Origin of the sequence: Pseudomonas sp. Ag1 (assembly GCF_000278565.1) — a bacterium.
Lineage (GTDB): Bacteria > Pseudomonadota > Gammaproteobacteria > Pseudomonadales > Pseudomonadaceae > Aquipseudomonas.
Genome location: NZ_AKVH01000103.1, coordinates 125417 through 140372, shown reverse-complemented (window position 1 = coordinate 140372; position 14956 = coordinate 125417). Strand labels below are relative to the sequence as shown.

Annotated in this window: 14 protein-coding genes; 9 read left to right on the top strand and 5 right to left on the bottom strand. The window is 60.6% G+C overall.

All coding sequences use genetic code 11. From position 1 onward, the window contains the following. Window positions 1-72 precede the first annotated feature (72 nt). Window positions 73-609 (top strand): ATPase AAA, encoded by a 537-nt coding sequence (locus tag A462_RS12650; RefSeq protein WP_008436317.1) that lies wholly within the window; start codon window positions 73-75, stop codon window positions 607-609. Between the two features lie 159 nt (window positions 610-768). Here the strand turns inward: A462_RS12650 and A462_RS12655 are convergent, their stop codons facing one another. After that, window positions 769-1332 (bottom strand): recombinase family protein, encoded by a 564-nt coding sequence (locus A462_RS12655; protein ID WP_008436314.1) that lies wholly within the window; start codon window positions 1330-1332, stop codon window positions 769-771. 315 nt (window positions 1333-1647) lie between these two features. Here A462_RS12655 and A462_RS12660 point away from each other — a divergent pair, with 315 nt between their 5' ends. Both A462_RS12660 and A462_RS12665 read left to right on the top strand, forming a co-directional pair. Then, window positions 1648-2715, top strand: a complete 1068-nt coding sequence (locus A462_RS12660; RefSeq protein WP_008436312.1) for a fatty acid desaturase — start codon at window positions 1648-1650, stop codon at window positions 2713-2715. Between the two features lie 71 nt (window positions 2716-2786). After that, window positions 2787-3932, top strand: a complete 1146-nt coding sequence (locus A462_RS12665; protein WP_008436310.1) for an EstA family serine hydrolase — start codon at window positions 2787-2789, stop codon at window positions 3930-3932. A gap of 175 nt (window positions 3933-4107) precedes the next feature. On the opposite strand, the gene A462_RS33490 is transcribed toward A462_RS12665, so the two are convergent. Beyond that, complete coding sequence (locus A462_RS33490) at window positions 4108-4674, bottom strand: hypothetical protein (protein ID WP_003215135.1); 567 nt, start codon at window positions 4672-4674, stop codon at window positions 4108-4110. Between the two features lie 240 nt (window positions 4675-4914). On the opposite strand from A462_RS33490, the gene A462_RS12670 reads away from it, so the two are divergent. After that, complete coding sequence (locus A462_RS12670) at window positions 4915-5535, top strand: LysE family translocator (RefSeq protein ID WP_008436300.1); 621 nt, start codon at window positions 4915-4917, stop codon at window positions 5533-5535. 70 nt (window positions 5536-5605) lie between these two features. Continuing rightward, entirely contained in the window at window positions 5606-6769 is a 1164-nt protein-coding gene (locus A462_RS12675) for a GGDEF domain-containing protein (protein ID WP_008436297.1), read from the top strand. Between the two features lie 13 nt (window positions 6770-6782). Here the strand turns inward: A462_RS12675 and A462_RS12680 are convergent, their stop codons facing one another. Then, the gene (locus A462_RS12680; RefSeq protein WP_003215129.1) at window positions 6783-7262 is read right to left on the bottom strand and encodes a VOC family protein; all 480 of its coding nucleotides are present in this window, start codon (window positions 7260-7262) and stop codon (window positions 6783-6785) included. A gap of 96 nt (window positions 7263-7358) precedes the next feature. Between A462_RS12680 and A462_RS12685 the strand changes: the two genes are divergently transcribed. Both A462_RS12685 and dapA read left to right on the top strand, forming a co-directional pair. Continuing rightward, window positions 7359-8327 (top strand): alpha/beta hydrolase, encoded by a 969-nt coding sequence (locus tag A462_RS12685; protein ID WP_008436293.1) that lies wholly within the window; start codon window positions 7359-7361, stop codon window positions 8325-8327. Between the two features lie 292 nt (window positions 8328-8619). Further along, a complete protein-coding gene (gene dapA, locus A462_RS12690; protein ID WP_008436292.1) occupies window positions 8620-9483 on the top strand; it encodes a 4-hydroxy-tetrahydrodipicolinate synthase in 864 nt (287 codons plus the stop codon). 148 nt (window positions 9484-9631) lie between these two features. Here the strand turns inward: dapA and A462_RS12695 are convergent, their stop codons facing one another. Both A462_RS12695 and atzF read right to left on the bottom strand, forming a co-directional pair. Beyond that, window positions 9632-10318: a GntR family transcriptional regulator gene (locus A462_RS12695; protein WP_008436291.1), complete on the bottom strand. Its 687-nt coding sequence runs from the start codon at window positions 10316-10318 to the stop codon at window positions 9632-9634. 2 nt (window positions 10319-10320) lie between these two features. Beyond that, window positions 10321-12120 (bottom strand): allophanate hydrolase, encoded by a 1800-nt coding sequence (gene atzF, locus A462_RS12700; protein WP_008436290.1) that lies wholly within the window; start codon window positions 12118-12120, stop codon window positions 10321-10323. Between the two features lie 265 nt (window positions 12121-12385). On the opposite strand from atzF, the gene A462_RS12705 reads away from it, so the two are divergent. Then, window positions 12386-13762: a pyridoxal-phosphate dependent enzyme gene (locus A462_RS12705; RefSeq protein WP_008436289.1), complete on the top strand. Its 1377-nt coding sequence runs from the start codon at window positions 12386-12388 to the stop codon at window positions 13760-13762. Continuing rightward, window positions 13759-14925, top strand: coding sequence for a cystathionine gamma-synthase (locus A462_RS12710; protein ID WP_008436288.1), 1167 nt, complete (start codon window positions 13759-13761; stop codon window positions 14923-14925). The genes A462_RS12705 and A462_RS12710 overlap by 4 nt, the downstream gene beginning before the upstream one ends. Window positions 14926-14956: the final 31 nt, after the last annotated feature.

The following is a 14956-nucleotide window of genomic DNA, read 5'->3' as shown; positions in this document are numbered from 1 at the left end:
ACCTCATATGGCTTTTGTCGGTCATGTAAAACCTGCACAATTGTGGGCTTTCCCGCGACAGGACGTCCCTTCATGCAACGCATCGTGATTCTCGGTAATGCGGGCAGCGGAAAATCCACCCTCGCCCGCGCCCTCGGACAACGCCTGGGCCTGCCCGTGGTGCACCTGGACACCCTGTTCTGGTCGCCCGGCTGGGTCGAGCCCGACGCCGAGCAGTTCCGTACCCGCGTGCGCGACGCCGTTGCCGCCGATGGCTGGGTGTGTGAAGGCAACTATGCGCGGCGCACGTTCGACCTGCGCCTGCCCCGTGCCGATTTGATCATCTGGCTCGACACGCCACGGCTCACCTGCTTTACCCGGGTGATCCTGCGCAGTGCGCTGAACCGCCCGCGCCCGGATATTCCCGCCGGCTGTACCGAGAAACTCGACCGGGAGTTCCTGACATTCCTGAAGTACGTGTGGACGTTTGATCGCGGCCACCGGCCAGGTATCGAGGCGGTGCGGTTGGCGGCAGGCCCGTCGGTGCCCGTGGTGCACTTGCGCGGTGGCCAGCAGATCGCCGAGTTTCTCGAGCGCTTGCCCGCAGCATCTGAAGGCTGCCTTGAATAGAGGGAGCAGGAGCGTTGGCCGCGATAGTGGGTCGTCTTGCCAGTGAAGAAATCATTGATGGCAAGACTTCCACCGCCCTCGGGCCATGCCGTCCTGACAGGTTTTTTCAACTGTAGGATCTTGTTGGCAGCCGCTCCCTCGTGCGACCTGAAGAAGCCCCTATCTGGATCTCAGGTACCGATAGAGCGTCTGCCGACTGATTTCAAAATCACGCGCCAATTTGGATCTACTTTCTCCTGCAGTGGCCCGGTCAATTAAGTTTACAACCTGATTGTCAGACAGCTTTTTCTTGCGACCTCTATAAGTCCCACGATTCTTTGCACTGGCAATTCCCGCCGCCTGTCTTTCCCTCATCGCAGCGCGCTCGAACTCTGCAATCAGCTCCATTACCGCAATGATCGACTCCACGACTTCAAGACAGTCATGCCGGAAAACCAGGTTTTCGTTCAAACACTCCAACGTGACCTGCTTTTCAATCAACCGGCGAATGATGGCGCACAGCTGCTCCGTGCTTGAAGTCAGCGCTGCCATGCTGTCCACCACCACGGTATCCCCGCACTGCAGGTAGCGGAGTAGCCTTTCCAGGCCTGCAGGATTCGCGGCATTGTCTGCCGGCTCATCGCAAAACACGGCATCAAATACATCGTCGCTTGTTATTTTCTCTACGCCACCCTCGGGCTCTTTTAGAGCGCGCCGGACATATTTGATGCGATGCAATCTCATGGTGCCTCCTTGGCAATACTTGTACAGCGTCATTTTATACTTGTACAAACTGTAACTAAATCATCAATTCCTTACACCGCACTTGTAACACTGAACCCACCCAAAATACACAGTTGCAAAGAGTTGAACTTCCCTTATCATTTTGAAGCATGGAATTCTAACAAGCTTTTCGCAAAAAAGTCGATTTCGTATTCCTTGAATGCCCCGTGCAATTCAAGCAACCCATATGAGTATCTACTGTTTTACAGCTCAAATAATTGACATGACCGGCTTGACGCGGCTGTTAATTTCTCGATGCAATCAGAGGATGAATGGATGAATGTCTTGGAAGGCGCCATCGAAATTGATCGCCCAACTACCGATCAGGAAAAGATTGATAAGGTAACCCGCAGTATTACCGATCATGGGAACTACCTGCGAAAGCGTTATCCGATCCTGCAGCACCAGGATGCTCTGGGCGCGAGTGTCATGGCGTTTTCCCTGATAGGGATGGTCATTACGGGAGGGCTCTATCTAAAGGGTTTTATCCCCGCATGGATGTGTATTCTGGTCAATGCGCTGCTGACTTCGTTCATTCATGAAATCGAACACGACCTGATTCATCGCCTTTATTTTAGAAAACAGCCGCTGGCCCATAATGCCATGATGCTCTTCTGCTGGCTGGCACGCCCGGGTATGCCCAGCCCGTGGCTAAGACGCAGTCTGCACTTTCATCACCACAAGGAGTCCGGAACTGATTCTGATGTTGAAGCCTGGATTACCACGAGCGGCAGTCCTTGGGGAATACTGCGATTACTGAAACTGGTGGACGGGTTTGTATTTGGTTTTCTAAATGCGGTGTTTGCCCCGGGATGGCGGCAAAAGGTAAAATTGTTAGGCAAGATCATTCGGCTCAATACACCATTCGGGCTTCTGTATTGGGGGTGCTGGTATGTGTTCCTCGGCTACCACCTGTATGTCTGGCTTGGGTCAATTACCGGGATGGAGGTTCACAGTTCAGCTACGACGCTGGAATTAATGGATATCGTCAATAGCGCAGTGGTTATTCTTATAGCGCCCAATATGATACGGCAGTTCTGCCTGTTCTTTATAAGTTCAAATATGCACTATTACGGCGATGTTGCCCCGCGTAACGCATTACAACAAACCCAGGTGATGAACCCTTGGTGGCTGTGGCCGTTCCAGTTGTTCTGTTTTAACTTTGGCAGCACTCACAGCATCCATCACTTCGTGGTGAGAGACCCGTTTTATCTGCGTCAGATGACGGCACCTCATGCTCATAAAGTCATGGCCCAGGCCGGTGTCAGGTTCAATGACTTCGGCACCTACAAACGAGCCAATCGCTTTTCCATGGAGCACTCCCAAACTCGGTCTCGTGGGTGAATTCCTCCACAACCATTATCCGTGTTCGGCAAGTATCAAGGGCCGCACTTCAAATACGAGGACGTTGAGGTATGAAAGCGCAAGGGATATGTGCGAAGCAGTTTGAAGCGGTCAAGCAGGCCTTCGAGGACATGTTCGATGATCCGCAGGAACGTGGGGCCGGCCTGTGCGTGCAGGTAGGCGCAGAGATCGTTGTCGACCTGTGGGCCGGCATGGCAGACCAGGCGGGCACGAAACCCTGGACCCGCGATACGCTGGCCAATACCTTCTGCGTAATAAAACCCTATGTCGCGGTGGCCGTCCTGATGTTGGTTGAGGCGGGCAAGCTGGAGCTGGATGCACCCGTGGCCCGTTACTGGCCCGAGTTCGCCCGGAGCGGGAAAGCAAAGGTCACCCTGCGCCAGGTGATGAACCATACCGCAGGCCTGCCGGCGCTGCGGGGGCCCGACCATAACCCCATGATGTATGACTGGGAGCACATGCTGCGACTCCTGGAGGCCGAGCCGCTGTGGTGGGAACCGGGAACAGACCTGGGCTACGGCACCACCACGTTTGGCTGGATCCTCGGCGAGTTGATTCGCCGGGTGGACGGACGAGATCCCTGTGTGTTTATCCACGAAGAGATTCTCGATCCCCATGAGTTGGACGTGCACCTTGGCGTGAACGAAGAACACTTTCACCGTATCGCGCGTTTCGACAGTGCCACGGGACGAGTCGGTGACCCTTACTCGCAGGCGTTGCGAACCGTGGTGAAAAACGAGCCGTCGCATATCGCGACGCTCGCCTTCACCAACCCCGGAATGGTGCCCAGACGAACCAGTGACCCTCGCTGGTGGGCCTACCGGCAACCCGCCGTGTGTGGACACGGTTCGGCTCACGGCCTGGCCGGTTTCTACAGTGCATTGATGGCAGGAAACTTTATCGGTCCCGAGCTGCTTACTGAATTCAGCCGTGAGCACAGTCATGGCATGGATCGAGTATGGATGCGCCCCATGCGTTATGGATTGGGTTGCATGCTCGAGCAGCAACGCGACCCGACGGCTTCCCATGCAATGGGCCCGAACACCTTTGGCCATATCGGGCTTGGTGGCCCGATCAGTTTCGCTGATCCCGAAAAACAAGTGAGCTTCGGTTTTGTCACCACGACTTCGGGCAGCCATTCGATGATTGATCCACGCCCCCGCCGACTTTCATCCCTTGTCTATGCGGCGCTTTGAAGGCAAGGGGCGGATCTGTTCATCTGAGGCTTTCAAGGGGGCGCACTACTGCCGAATGCAACGCAGCAAGTTTGTGGCAAGACACAAGTGGCTGATGGCAAACCGAAACCTTCCCCTCCCGGCCAACAATGAGTCATTGGCTTATGAACGAAGGCTGGTACAACGACGACATGATTTATTTATAAATAAATTCATACGCCTCGATATAAGAACCTATCTCGTTTGAATGAGCAGTCACCCACACTGCATTCATGCCTGTCTTTCTTTGATCGTTGAATTCCGACTGAGTGGTACAAAGCGCAACCCAGCGCTCAGTCTTTAAATCCTTAATCCGCAGACCCGCCTCACAACGACTGAACTTTCCAACGTAGGGCCCCGGAGTCACCAGCTCGTAAGGTGACGCATACTGAACAATGTCGCCGGGCAACAGGTACGTAACGACGTCATAACTGTGCAAGGACAAAATCAGACCCAGGCAAAAACCACCAAAAAAAGATTCTCCAACACGGTTCGGGTTTCTTACAGCCGGACGATAGTAGGTGGCCCTTGCAGCAAAAAAGAGTCCAACCAGACAACCAATGACTATATAGGTCGTCCACTCGGGAATCGATGGCATTAAAACCGTTCGCATTACAATGCGACCGGCCCAGAGCGTATAAGCAATCCATGCTCCAAATAACAGACACACCACCAACAACAAGGTTCTTTTCTTTGATTTGTTTTCAAATGAAGGATATTCCATTCCCTGCCTACTCTATTTTTAATTCCCGGGAAAAGCGCTTCGTGCTTCACGCCAACTTCCTTTACCCGATTGGCATGCCGGGCATATTAACGAATGAGCGTCATGGTGACCGATCTATTTACCCACGACTCACAGACATGGCCAGAGCGCCATCGGTTCTACCCATTAGCGCAAATTGTTCAACCGCCTCACATCCCTTATCCTCGTGGCCTTACCTGCCAGCGCCCGCCGGAGCCCCCCATGGACCTCGCCACCCTCACCCTCTTCCTCCCGGCCTGCTTCGCCCTGAACATGGCGCCAGGCCCGAACAACCTGCTGTCCGTGAGCAACTCCACCCGCTACGGCTACCGCACTTCGTGCCTGGCAGGCGTCGGGCGACTGCTGGCCTTTGCCGGGATGATCGCCCTCGCGTCCGCCGGGCTGGCGGTGGTGCTGCAAACCTCGGAGTTGTTGTTCTACGGGATCAAGATCCTGGGGGCGGCGTATCTATTTTATCTGGCGTATCAACTGTGGCGGTCCAATCCGCACGCGGAGGCTGAGTCGACGGCGCCCAAGGCGGGCTTGTGGGCCTTGGCGCGACAGGAGTTCCTGGTGGCCGCCGGCAATCCCAAGGCAATCCTGATTTTTACCGCCTTCCTGCCGCAATTCGTCGACCCGGCACATCCGATCACGCCGCAATTTGCCCTGCTGGGAGCGATGTTCCTGGCGCTGGAATGGTTCGCCATCAGCGCCTACGCCTATATGGGTTTGCATATGCGCCGCTGGTTCGCGCAGCCTCGGGGCAAGCGGATTTTCAACCGCTGCTGTGCGGGGTTGTTGTCGGCCGCCGCGACGGTATTGCTGATGGCGCGCAGGGCCTGAGCACTGCGAAAAACCGGCGAAAACGCTTACAATCGCCGTCTCACCGCAACTCAGGCAGGCCAGTTCGCCCATGGCGCTCGACCCCATCACCATACTGGTCCTCACCATCGCACTGGCAGGCGCCGCCGCGCTGTACCTGGCCGTCGAGTGGCGCAATGTCCGCGAGCCATCGCTGCTGTACTGGACTGCCGGTTTCGCCATTATCAGCGTGGGCAGCACCCTGGCGCTGTTGCGCGCCAGCGGCCTGCTGTTGATCGGCATCTGGTTCGCCAACGGGTTGCTGATCACCGCCCACTGGCTGTTCCTGCTGGGCGTTGCGCGTTTCACCCAGGTGCGCCTGTCTCGCGCCTGGTACCTGATGTTCGTGGCCTGGTTTGCCATGCTGCTGTTGCCGGAAGGACAGTCGTGGTCCAGGGCCATGCTGCTGGCCAACTCGCTGCTGGTTGCCCTGCCGACCCTGCGGGCCAGTTTCCTGTTGCGCCCCCATGGCCGATCACTCAGCGTGGGCGCGGTGCAACTGCGCTATGTGCTGCTGGCCCACGGGCTGTTCTATCTGGCCAAGTCGCTGGTGGCGATCGTGCCGGGGACACTGATCGACCTGACGGCGTTTCGTGGCGAGATCATTCAGGTGTCGCTGGTGGAAGGCGCCATGGCGATCATGCTGATTGCATTGTCGATGACCGGCACCGAGCGCTACCGCCGTGAGGAACAGATTGCACGGTTGGCCGCCCGCGACCCGTTGACCGCGCTGTACAACCGCCGCGCCCTTGAAATGCGCGCGCCGAGCCTGCTGAGCGAGGTCTCGCAGGCCCGGCCGGGTGCCCTGCTGTTGATCGACATCGACAATTTCAAGCTGATCAACGACCTGTACGGCCATACCGCGGGCGACCGGCTGCTGGTGGCCCTGAGCGAGATGATTCGCGCGCAGTTGCCCGATGATTCGCTGGCGGCGCGGTTGGGTGGCGACGAGTTCGTGATCCTGCTTAATGACACCTCGAACGCGCGCATTGTCGCGCTGGGCAGCGCCCTGCGCGAACAGTTTCATCAGGCTGCCTCGCAGGCGTTCGCCACGCCCGAGGCGGTGACATTGAGCATCGGCGCCAGCCTGTTCGACACGCCGCCCGCCAGCCTCGCGGCCTTGATCGAGCAAGGCGACGCGGCGCTGTATGAATCCAAGCGTGGCGGACGCAACCGTATTCGTCTGGTGGACCGGACTGCGGTGGGCGCCGATTGACTCAATCGGTGCATCAACCTTTGAGCGCCGCCTCAATCCCCGCTATATCAATCCTGGTCATCCCCATCATCGCATCAAACGCCCGCTTGGCCGCTGCCGGGTCGGGATGGGTGATCGCCGCGCTCAGTACACGCGGGGTAATCTGCCATCTCACCCCCCATTTATCCTGGCACCAGCCGCAGACGTTTTCCTGGCCGCCATGGCTGACAATCGCGTGCCACAAGCGGTCGGTTTCCGCCTGGTCGTCGGTGGCCACCTGGAACGAAAACGCCTCGTTGTGCTGCACGCCGGAGCCGCCGTTCAGCCCCAGGCAAGGAATACCCATGACGGTGAATTCCACCGTCAACACATCGCCCTGTTTGCCCGCCGGATAATCCCCGGGGGCGTGATGGACCGCAGTCACTGCGCTGTCCGGGAAGGTCCTGGCGTAGAAGTTGGCAGCGTCCAGTGCACTGCCGTCGTACCAAAGGCACACCGTGTTTTTGTTGAGCATGAGTGTTCTCCAGCGTGGAGGTTCGGACTTGCAGTGTAGTACCGCTACCGACAAGAATGCGTTCGCGTCCTGACATGAACCCAAACGGTGCAGAGAATGAGTAATGGTGTAAGGATCGACCCGCGAATCATCCCGGTTCCGCGGTCCATCAGCCCCGAGGCCCAGGCGATGCTGCAACGCATGGTGAACGCCGATGGCGTGCCGCTGAACAGCCTGTACACCCTGCCCGCACCCGATGACCACGCTGGCTGGCGCCGTATGCAGGCCGCAGTTGCCCAACAGTACGCGGCGTCCCAGGCGGGACAGACGGCAGACCACGTTGAGACATTCACCGTGGAAGACGCCACGGTGTACCGGGCGACGCCGGCATACGGGGCCGAGTTCGCCTATATCGACCTGCACGGCGGCGCCCTGGTGTTCGGCGGCGGCGAAAACGCCCGCCTCGCCGCCGGCAAGCACGCCGACCTGCACAACCTGACCTGCTACGGCGTGGACTACCGCATGCCGCCTGACCATCCGTACCCGGCGGCACTCGATGACTGTCTGGCCACCTACCGGCATGTGCTGAAGCACCACACCCCGGACAAGATCGTGATCGGCGGACGCTCGGCCGGAGGCAACCTCGCCGCTGCCATGGTGCTGCGCGCCCGCGACGAAGGCTTGCCGCTGCCGGCCGCGCTGGTATTGCTGTCACCTGAAGTGGACCTGACCGAATCGGGCGACAGCTTCCAGGTCAACCGCACCGTCGACGTGGTGTTGCCCAACCCGCTGATGAGCACCAACCTGCTGTACGCCGCTGGCGCGGATTTGTCTCACCCGTACCTGTCGCCGCTGTTCGGGGATTTCGCACCAGGCTTCCCGCCGACGTTCGTGCAAAGCGGCACCCGCGACCTGTTCCTGTCCAACGCCGTACGCCTGCACCGGGCGCTGCGCCGGGCCGAGGTACCGGTGGAACTGCACATCTTTGAAGCAATGCCCCACGGCGGTTTCATCGGCGCGCCGGAAGACGCAGAACTGTCGGCAGAGCAGGTGCGTTTCGTGCGCCACTGGTTGAACCGCGACTGATCGCCGTGAGTTGACACACCCTGTAATAATCCATAAAGATAAGCGCCTTCTTCAGGGTGTGTCCTCAATGTCTGCAACGACCTTCAACTTTTCCGTCATTGGCTTGATTGCCAAGGCGCAAGGTTGCGTTGCGCACGCCCTCAAATCGAAGAAACAGTCGCTCATGTGACCGGGGCGCGCTGTCCCGTCAGATGAGCTGACAGGACATTGAGCGCGAAGGCCCCCTCCTCTTGCTTACTTCCCTCTGCCCTTCTGACGGTGACGAAATCGGTCAACCATCAGGAGAAAGCGCATGTCATCGTTTCAAGGTATCTGGGTTCCCGTCGTTACACCGTTTCATAACGGCGTTATCGACTTCATCGGCTTGCGCCGCCTGGTCTGCCATCTGCTGGAACAAGGCGCGGCCGGGATCATGGTCTGTACCACCACCGGCGAAGCCGCAGCACTGAGCCGCCGTGAGCAGTTGGCGATGCTGGATGCCGTACTGGAACTGGTACCGCCGCAGCAGGTGGTAATGGGCCTGGCGGGGTATAACCAGATTGAGCTGCTGCAGTTCCAGAGTGAAATCCTGCAACGCGCGGTGGCCGGTTTGCTGGTACCGCCGCCGAGCTACATCCGCCCGTCCCAGGCGGGCCTTGAGGCGTTCTTCCGCACCGTGGCCGATGCGTCCAGTGTGCCGATCATTCTGTATGACATTCCCTACCGCACCGGTATCGCCTTCGAACAGGCGACGTTGCTGAACATCGTCGCCCATGAACGGATCGTCGCGATCAAGGATTGTGGCGGCAACCTGGCCAATACCCTGGCGCTGCTGGCCAGCGGGAATGTGGATGTGTTGTGTGGCGAGGATGTGCAGATATTCAACGCGCTGTGCCTGGGAGCGACCGGCGCGATTGCCGCGTCGGCGCATGTGCGGACCGCGGATTTTGTGACGTTGTATCGGCAGGTTCGCGATCACCAGTTGCTGGCGGCTCGTGAGACGTTTTTCGGGCTGCTGCCGTTGATTCACACACTGTTCGTGGAGCCCAATCCGGCGCCGGTGAAGGCCGCGCTGGCGATGGAGGGTTTGATCGGCAGTGAGTTGCGGGCGCCGATGTTGGGGGCGAGTGAGACGGTGACAAATCGGTTGCAGCAAGTATTAGGCGTGCGGCAATAACCCGTGGCGAGGGAGCTTGCTCCCGCTGGGCTGCGCAGCAGCCCCAATTCAGGCACCGCGTTTTCGCCAGGTAAAATGGGGTGACCGGTTTTGGGGGCGCTTCGCACCCCAGCGGGAGCAAGCTCCCTCGCCACAGGGCACGGGCTGCTTATCCTCTCGCCACCGCCAACCGATGCAACGTGATCTTGCGCACCTCCTGCTTGCTCACCTCGATGTGAGTCTTGAGCAGTTGCTGCGCCAGATCGCGGTGCCGTGCCGAGATCGCATCGAGGATGCTTGCATGTTCCTCATAGGTCGCTGCAATACGTGATTGCTGAGTGAAATCCAGCCGCCGAATGATGCGGATTTTCTCGGTTATCTCGTAATGCATGCGCGCCATTTCAGCGTTGCCCGTGGCCTGCACCAACCCGCAGTGGAACTCCTCATCCAGCGCGCAGACGACCTGTGCGTCATCCAGCCGGGCACTTTCGTCCACCCGCCAGATCGCTTCAAGCCGTTCAAGCCCCTGCTCCGCCATGCCACACAAGCGGCTGACGGCGGCCAACTCCAGCACGATTCTTACGTCGTAAAGCTCTTCGAAATAGTTGAAGTCGAACGGCCGCACCTGCCAGCCACTCCTGAAAAACACCTCCAGGTACCCTTCCCGCTCCAGCCGATACAGCGCCTGGCGCACCGGCGTGCGGCTGGCCTGCATGCGCTCGGCCACGTCGCCTTCGCTGAAGCGATCACCCGGCAGCAGGCGAAAGCCGAAGATGTCGTCCTTCACCTGCTGGTAGACCCGTTCCGCCAGGCTGTCCGGCCGTTCGCCGGGTTTTCTCGTGGTTGAGAGCTGCATGCCTAGTTCCTGCTCGCCATGTACGCGCGCCAGCCGCCGAATTCGGTGATGTCGGTGGCGCCTGCCAGGGCCCAGGGCTCGCAGATAAAACCCTTCACGCTGCGCCCGTCCGCCAGGGTGAGGTTGCCGATGCCCAGCGGCGCAGGGATCTCGGCGACGAACTCACCAAAGCGGGCGACAGGCATGTCCCACAGCTCGACGATGATCGAGCGGCCCGAGTCATCCCTGGCCAGCCCCGGCTTGGGCGGAACCGTGCCCGGCAGTGCATGCAGGCGGTAGTTGCTCGCTGTCAGGGTTTGCTCCACCAGCACGGCGTTGCGGCTGGTCAGCTGGAAGTTCAGCGGCATCCCGGTGAGATGCGCCCCAACCACCGCCACCCGCACGCTGCCGGGCGCCTGTCGCGCCGGTGCCGGTTGCGGCAGATTGCGTTGGGTAGCGCCCAGCGGAAGATCAAGGCCGGCCTGCCAACGCTTGCCCAGATGCGCCAGGGCGGCGTCGTGCCAGGCCGGTGCGATAAGGGTGACGCCGCACGGCAGGCCGTCGCTGCGCAGCCCGGCGGGCACGGCCAGTGCCGAGAGGTCGGCCAGGTTGGTGAAGTTGGTGTAGAAGCCAAACTGCGAGTTGTAGAGCACCGGCTCCACGGCCATTTCCGCCAGGGTGCGGATCGTCGGCGATGTCGGCACCAGCAAGGCGTCGAAACCGGCCAGGGTGTCGTTGATGCGGCGGCTCAGTTCGGCGCGCAGGTATTCGGCTTTATAGGCATCGCAGGCGCTGTACGTGTGACCGTTTTCCACAATGCCACGTACCACCGGGTTGATCGCTTCGGCGTTGCTGGCGAGCATGCCTTCCAGTGCCACCGTGCGCTCCGCAACCCAGGAGCCGTAATAGAGCTGCTCGGCGAGTTGCTGAAACGGGCTGAAATCCACCGCCGTGATTTCGGCGCCGAGGGACTGGAACCTGAGCAGCGCCTGTTCAAATACGGCCTGGTTCTGCGCGTCGCCAAAAAACTCCAGGCTGGCCGGAACCGCCAGCTTGATCGTGGCGCCGACCGCTACAGGAGCAGTGTTGGGATTGACGCGTGAATAGGCGTCGCTGGCGTCGTAAGCAGCAGCGAGGCCCGCAACCGTCTCGGCATCTTCAACCGTCAGCGCAAACACCGAAATACAGTCCACGGTACGACAGGCCGGCACCAGTCCGGTGTTGGACAAGCGCCCCTTGGTCGGCTTCAACCCGACAATATTGTTGAAGCCCGCCGGCACCCGCCCGGAACCGGCGGTGTCGGTGCCCAGGGAAAACGCCACCAGCCCGCGGGCAACCACCGAGGCCGAACCCGAGCTGGAACCGCCGCTGACATAGTCCGGGTTAAAACTGTTGCCCACCGCGCCGTAGGGCGAGCGTGTACCGACCAGGCCGGTGGCGAACTGATCGAGGTTGGTCTTGCCCATCAGGATCGCCCCGGCCGCCCGCAACCGCGCCACCACCGAGGCATCCGCCGCGGCGGTATAGGCAAACTCAGGACACGCCGCCGTGGTTTCCCAACCCGCCGCATCGATGTTGTCCTTGATGGCAAACGGCACGCCATACAACGGCAACTGGTCGATATCGCCGTCGACCGCCGCAAGCCGCTCGGCCAACTGCGCCAGCTGGTCACGCAATTGCTGCGGTTGCACCTGGCTGATCCAGGCATTGTCCTCGGAGGGAAACGTGCTCGCCAGGGTCAACAGGATATCGGGAGTCAGCGCCTGGCTGCGGTAGGCAGCTTGCCATTCACCCAGGGTCCAGCCGAGTTGTTCGTTGCGCATTGAGGATTCCATCTTGTATCCAAGTTTGGATTTCTTTTAGCAATCCCTGGGCCAATCAGCTGCAAGCCAATGAATACGTGAGGTTGACAGAAAACCCGCCGATGGATCGCCTCCAGCCGTGCTCCGTCATGAAGCAGCAATGCGCCAAAAAAAGACATTCTGGCGGCCGCGCGGTTGCGAGCGGCCCGATACCGGCCTATGTTCGAAACCATGTTGTAAACGCTGCTGTCCATCCCATACGCCCTTTCCGTAGCCAGGTGACGACATGCCCACCGCTTCCCGCCCCGCCGTGCTCGAACTGATTGGCAATACCCCGCTGGTGCGGGTCAGCCGCTTCGATACCGGCCCGTGCACGCTGTTCCTCAAGCTTGAATCCCAGAACCCCGGCGGCTCCATCAAGGACCGCATTGGCCTGGCCATGATCGACGCCGCCGAGCGGGATGGCCGCCTGCGCCCCGGCGGCACCATCATCGAAGCCACCGCCGGCAATACCGGCCTCGGCCTGGCCCTGGTGGGACGCGCCAAAGGCTACCGGGTGGTGCTGGTGGTGCCGGACAAGATGTCCACCGAGAAAGTCTTGCACCTGAAAGCCATGGGCGCCGAGGTGCACATCACCCGCTCGGATGTCGGCAAGGGCCATCCCGAGTATTACCAGGATGTGGCGGCGCGACTGGCCAAGGACATTCCCGATTCGTTCTTCGCCGACCAGTTCAACAACCCGGCCAACCCCCTGGCCCATGAGACCAGCACCGCCCCGGAAATCTGGGCCCAGACCCAACATGACCTGGATGCCATCGTGGTTGGCGTCGGCTCGGCCGGCACCCTCACCGGCCTGACACGCTTCTTCAAGCGCGTGCAACCCGACCTTGCCATGGTGCTGGCCGACCCGGTCGGCTCGGTGATGGCCGAGTACAGCCGCAGTGGCACCATGACCGAACCCGGCTCGTGGGCCGTGGAAGGTATCGGCGAAGACTTCATCCCCTCGATCGCCGACCTCTCCAGCGTGCGCCACGCCTATTCCATCAGCGACGAAGAAAGCTTCGACCACGCCCGCCAACTGCTGCGGGCCGAAGGCATTCTCGGTGGCTCCTCCACCGGCACCCTGCTGGCCGCAGCCCTGCGTTATTGCCGCGAACAGACCGAGCCCAAGCGCGTGGTCACCTTCGTCTGCGACACCGGCACGCGCTACCTGTCGAAGGTCTACAACGACCAATGGATGAACGACGCCGGCCTGCTGCAATACAAACACTACGGCGACCTGCGCGACCTGATCGCCCGTCGTTTCGAGGACGGCCGGGTGATCAGCGTCGGCCCCGACGACAGCCTGCTCACCGCCTTCCAGCGCATGCGCCTGGCCGACGTCTCACAGCTGCCGGTGCTGGTGGACGGCAAGCAACTAGTGGGGGTGCTCGACGAGTCGGATGTATTGCTCGGCCTGCATCAGAACGCCGCGCACTTTTCCATGACCGTGGGCAGCGCCATGACCAACGCCCTTCGCACCCTCGCACCCAGCGCCAGCCTTGCGCAATTGCAGGCCGAGCTGGATCGCGGGCTGGTGGCAATCATTGCCGACGCCTCGGGCTTTCACGGCCTGATCACCCGCGTCGACCTGCTCAATCACCTACGGAGATCCCTTGCATGACCCAGCACGATAAAAGCGCCTTCGCCACCCGCGTGATCCATGCCGGGCAATCCCCGGACCCGACCACCGGGGCGCTGATGCCGCCGATCTACGCCAACTCCACCTACCTGCAAGACAGCCCCGGCGTTCACAAGGGCTTCGACTACGGGCGCTCCCACAACCCGACGCGCTTCGCCCTGGAACGCTGCGTGGCCGACCTGGAAGGCGGCACCCAGGCCTTCGCGTTCGCCTCCGGGCTGGCGGCGATTTCCACCGTGCTGGAACTGCTCGACGCCGGTTCCCACGTGGTCTCCGGCAATGACTTGTACGGCGGCACCTTCCGCCTGTTCGACAAAGTGCGCCAACGCAGCGCCGGGCATCGCTTCAGTTTCGTCGACCTGACCGACCTGTCGGCTTTCGAAGCCGCGTTGCAGGACGACACGCGGATGGTCTGGGTCGAAACCCCGAGCAACCCGCTGCTGAGCCTGACCGACCTCAGTGCCATCTCCCGCATCTGCAAGGCCCGGGGCATCATCTGCGTGGCCGACAACACCTTCGCCAGCCCCTGGATCCAGCGCCCGCTGGAGCTGGGTTTCGACATCGTGGTGCACTCCACCACCAAGTACCTCAACGGCCACTCCGATGTAATCGGCGGCATTGCGGTGGTCGGCCAGAATCCTGAACTGGCCGAGCGCCTGGGCTTCCTGCAAAACTCCGTGGGCGCGATTGCCGGGCCGTTCGACGCATTCCTGACCTTGCGCGGGGTGAAGACCCTGGCGCTGCGCATGGAGCGCCATTGCAGCAATGCGCTGGAACTGGCGACGTGGCTGGAGCAACAGCCGCAAGTGGCGCGGGTTTATTACCCAGGCCTGGCATCACACCCGCAGCATGAGCTGGCACGCCGGCAGATGCGCGGGTTTGGCGGGATGATTTCGGTGGACCTGAAAAGCGACCTGGCAGGAGCGACACGCTTCCTGGAAAACGTGAAGATCTTTGCGTTGGCTGAAAGCCTGGGGGGCGTTGAAAGTCTGATCGAGCACCCGGCGATCATGACCCATGCGAGCATCCCGGCAGCGACCCGGGCGCAGCTGGGGATTGGTGATGGGTTGGTGCGGTTGTCGGTGGGGGTTGAGGATGTGGAAGACCTGCGGGCGGATCTGGCGCAGGCGTTGGCAAAAATCTAACGCGCAATCTGCCGGAGCGAGCATGCCCGCT